Consider the following 4,238-nt stretch of genomic DNA (forward strand, 5'->3'; position numbering starts at 1 on the left):
ACACTATTTCATCATCATTATCAGTGACTTGCCTCGCATTCCCGTGCGGGGTCGTCGCTTTTTCCGCCCGCGAAAGAGCTTCGCCCCCAGTGGCAAGCTGGAGCAGGGCCGCAAGCGCGCCGTGCAGATCGATGCTCGGGCCGCCGTCGGTCTCGGGCGTCAGAACGATCCGCTCGACCAGCCCGCGCAGGGCGTCCTTCGCCGCTTCCAGGCCATTGTCGTCGCCAAGGCCCCGGATCAGTGCCCCGACCCGCTCCCTGTAGGTCACGGCCATCGCCGGATGATAGCGGAGAGGGGAGGGCGCCGTCGTCTCCGCCAGCTCCGCCTCGAGATTTCTGCGCCGGGCGTCGAGCGCGATCACCCGATCCTTCACCTGCTCTGCGGGCACGCCCGCCACGATCGCATCCTCAAGTTTGCCATGATCGGCTCGCGCACGCGCGAGCTGCTGTTCCAGGGCGCTTCGCCCCGCCAGGGACGCGGCTTGGAGCCGGTTGCGTTCCGCGGCGTATTCCCGGCAGAACTCCTCGACCAGGCCCGGATCCATCAGGTGATGCTCTAGGGCCTTCAGCACCCGGCGCTCCAGATCCACGCGCTTGATTGTCGTCATATTGGTGCAGACGGCGCGTCCCTTGTTACGCGCCTGCGAGCAGCCGAACGCGTCCTGGCTGACCTTGGCGAAGCCGCCGCCACAGCAGGCGCACCTCATCAGGCCCGAAAACAGGAACTTCGGCCGACGCCGGTCCCGGACCGGGACGGATGTTCCTGCACAGACGAGAGTACCCTGCCGGCTGCGGACCGCCTGCCAGAGATCGTCGTCCACCATGCGCAACTCGGGGATCTCCGTCACCTCCCACTCGCCCTCTGGGTTCATGCGGCTGACGCGCTTGCCCGGCATCGGGTCCTTGGCAAAGCTCAGGCGGTTCCGGACCTGCTTGCCGATATAGAGCTCGTTGTTGAGGATCCCGGTGCCGCGCTGGAGATTGCCGTGGATGGTCGACGCCCCCCAGGTGCCGCCACGCGGACCCGGGACGCCTTCGGCGTTGAGCCGCTCGGCGATCTTCTTCGGCGATCGTCCCGCGGCATAGGCCTCGAGGATGCGCACGACGACCGCCGCTTCCTCGGGATGGATCTCCCGGTCGCCGCGGATCCGCTCGCCCTCCGCATCCAAGGCGCGGATGGCCCGGTAACCGTAGGTCAGGCCGCCCGCGGATTTGCCGGCGAGAGCCCGTCCGCGCAGTCCTTCGCGCGTCTTCTTCGCAAGGTCCTTGAGAAAAAGTGCGTTCATCGTGCCCTTCAGGCCGATATGCATCTCCTCGATCGTGCCCTCGGTCACGGTCTCGATCGGGATCCTGGCGAATTGCAGCTGCTGGTAGATGCTCGCGATATCCGACTGGCTGCGGGAGAGGCGATCGAGGGCATGCGCGAGGACGACGTCGAAGGCTTGGGTCTGACGGGCGTCGTGCAGAAGCGACTGGATGCCCTGCCGCATCAGGCTCGCGCCCGATGTGGCGCGGTCGGTGTAGATCTCCCCGACATCGTATCCCTGGCGGGTGGCGAGGGCGCGGCAGGCCCGGATTTGGTCCTCGATCGAGGCGTCGCGCTGAAGGACGGTGGAATAGCGGGCCTAGATCACCGCGCGGAGGGGCGAGGACATGGCGGATCTCCAGGTTGGGTGGCGGATGTGATCAGTCGTCTTGCGGCGTCTCGGCATGGTCGGCGCGGGCGGCGTCCCGGGCGAGAGCGCGGATGAAGGTTATCAGCGCCGCGCGCTCCGCCTCGGCCGGCACGTCGGCGGCGGGTCTGGCCGACGGCGCGGCAGACGGCTGCGCCGCCCTGTCCCCGCCGTGTCCCGCCCGCTTGCGCGCCATGACATTCCCTCCCCGGTCCCGCGCGCGAGGGTCTCGCCGCGGGGTGCCATTTGCCTCTGATGACCGGGATCCCTGGCCCGGCGCCGTTGCTCATCATCAAAAAGGGAAGTCCCGGCTGTCGCGCCCGCTGAGAGGGGTGCGGATGGGCCCGCGGGTCGGGTTTATGTGGAAAACTCAAGACCGAGCCATGCGGCGGCCGCGCGTTGGTGGAGACGAACCGGCGAACATCCGTGATGCTCGCCGGGGCAAAACATTACCAAGAGGGAAGTTTCCGGAGTTTGCTGGCGCGCTGTCGGCTTCGATCCAGGATCGGGCGACGTTCGCCAAATGTTTGCGATTTGCTCTTGGGCCACAGCTCCTCGGCGTCGCCGTCATTGCGCAGGTCACTTGGCGATCGTGGCTCCATGAGGCAAAATTTGCGAGGGCAACATCGCTAAGGACGAAGAGCGGATATACCACCCGCCGTAGTCGTCGTGGTACGCGCGGCCCGAGATCAACCTGGCTGGGAGGAACGCTGGTTTTGCCACGAAGCGGAGGCGGTCGCCGCTGGATGGGCGCGGCGTGCTAAAACGGTAAGTCACCGAGCCATTCGACGCTGCGAGCGGCCCATCAGCTGACCGAATGGATCGTGTCGCCCGGCCGGCGCGGTCAGAGCAAGTCAGGGTATTTTTCGTGAACCCGACAGGCGGCCGGGTGGGCGCGGCGGCTTGCGCATTGGTTGGCGGTCTTGATCATCTTCCGGCGTAGATCGCAGCAGCCTGTGTCCGTGACCGGACATTCAGTTTCGACATGATTTCGCGCAGATGGTAATCTATCGTGCGTCGGTTCTTGCCGAGAATGACGGCAATCTCAAGGTTGGTCTTGCCTCGCGAAACCCAGTCCAGAATTTCCAGCTGGAGGGAGGACAACCGCTTCAATCCCAAAAGTTGGTTGGATGGGAGGAGCGATTGTTCGCTCAGGCCTGAAAGGCGGGCCATCGCGATATGACCGAGGATAGCAGTTGCGCTCACGGAATCGGTTGTCAATTTCTCAGTGTCAAGCGCGAGCAGCGTCATCGCGAAAAGCCGATCAGGATCATATCGGAGGGGCACAGTTATCCCTCCAGCAATGCCCTGGCTGGCGACGTACTCGGCATATTCTTGATGGTAGCCGCCCCAGTCCAGAGTGTGCCACGCGAACGCGCTTTTCGCTTCTACAGAGATTGCGATTGGCGGATCCCGGTGCGCTCATTCGCCGCGGGCATATTCTTCCAGCTGTTCGGCAGTCCACGTGGTCATCGTCGGGGCCTCCATGAACTCCCGGCGATGCGTCTTGTCGATGCTGATGTTATAGGAAACGAACCCTAGGTCTCGTGTCTCCTTGGTCAGCGCGTCCTGCAGCTCAGGCTTGGATGCTGCTGACATCAAGCGCGGGAGCGCTTCTGCTAGAGCTTTCAACATCATGGCCTCCCCATTCCCAGGCCGTTCGGCCGGTTCCCCGGATCATTGAGCATCAGAAGCCCGGTGGTCATCCACCAGCTTTCCTCCGGCATAATTCGGGGCCGGCTGCAACTGGTATTTTTACCAGTTGCAGCCGGCTTTTTGTTGTTCCAGCCCAAGACCTTACTGTAAGTCCGCCGAGCGCCGTTTGCGGCAGGTTCAAGTGTTCAAAGTTCCCATTTCTGGTCGGATCAACTTCGTCGGTGGGGCTAAAAAAAGGGCGGGCTCCATCATGCGGATGACTCTGTTTTCGAAAGCTCAGGGCGGCAAGTCTCGCGACCTGGACGGCAGCGTCGTGGAACTGGAAGAGCCGTCTGTCTTGCAGCTTCAGATCGGTCCCGAAGACGTGGCCCGATTCGACCGCGATGGAAGTGACCTCGTGCTCGTCCTGAAGGACGGCTCCATGCTTCGGCTGGTCAATTTCTTCGTCGTCACCGAGGAGGGGCGGCACGACCTGACTTTCGTCGACGAGCACGGTGTCAATTGGTGGGGCCAGTATGGCGAGGTCTGGGACGGCTTCGACATTGCGGAGATCGAGCAGATAAACGCATTCGCGCCGTACATAGCCCCGGGCCTCGGCCTGTTGGGTGCGGGGGTGGCCGCGGCCGCACTTGCCTATGACCCGAACTCGCCGCCCGACGTGACCCCCGACAGCCGGGTCACCGAAGAGGATACCCCCGTCGAAGGCGTGGTGATCGCGACGGACGAAGACGATGACACCCTGTCCTACGAGGTGACCACGCAGCCAAAGAACGGCGCCGTGGTGATGAACCCCGAGACCGGCGAATATATCTACACGCCGGGCCCGGACTACAACGGCCCCGACAGCTTCAAGGTGACTGTCTCAGACGGCAACGGAGAGTCCAAGACCGTCACAGTGGACATCACGGTC

5 protein-coding genes are annotated in these 4,238 nt (G+C 63.8%); 1 reads left to right on the forward strand and 4 read right to left on the reverse strand.

Features of this window, described 5'->3' with window-relative positions; translation table 11 throughout:
* The 4 genes from RM543_RS18830 to RM543_RS18845 form a co-directional block, all read right to left on the reverse strand.
* A partial coding sequence (locus RM543_RS18830; RefSeq protein WP_311694466.1) for a recombinase family protein occupies positions 1 to 1,588 on the reverse strand: 1,588 nt, incomplete at its 3' end.
* 97 nt (positions 1,589 to 1,685) lie between these two features.
* Positions 1,686 to 1,868 (reverse strand): hypothetical protein, encoded by a 183-nt coding sequence (locus RM543_RS18835; protein ID WP_311694459.1) that lies wholly within the window; start codon positions 1,866 to 1,868, stop codon positions 1,686 to 1,688.
* Positions 1,869 to 2,599: 731 nt separating this feature from the next.
* Positions 2,600 to 2,923, reverse strand: coding sequence for a helix-turn-helix domain-containing protein (locus RM543_RS18840; RefSeq protein WP_311694460.1), 324 nt, complete (start codon positions 2,921 to 2,923; stop codon positions 2,600 to 2,602).
* 171 nt (positions 2,924 to 3,094) lie between these two features.
* Positions 3,095 to 3,271 (reverse strand): hypothetical protein, encoded by a 177-nt coding sequence (locus tag RM543_RS18845; RefSeq protein WP_311694462.1) that lies wholly within the window; start codon positions 3,269 to 3,271, stop codon positions 3,095 to 3,097.
* Positions 3,272 to 3,509: 238 nt separating this feature from the next.
* On the opposite strand from RM543_RS18845, the gene RM543_RS18850 reads away from it, so the two are divergent.
* Positions 3,510 to 4,238, forward strand: a 729-nt coding sequence (locus RM543_RS18850) for a BapA/Bap/LapF family prefix-like domain-containing protein (RefSeq protein ID WP_311694464.1), incomplete at its 3' end; no start/stop codon positions are given.

The organism is Tropicimonas omnivorans (assembly GCF_031846565.1).
Taxonomy (GTDB): Bacteria; Pseudomonadota; Alphaproteobacteria; order Rhodobacterales; family Rhodobacteraceae; genus Tropicimonas_B; species Tropicimonas_B omnivorans.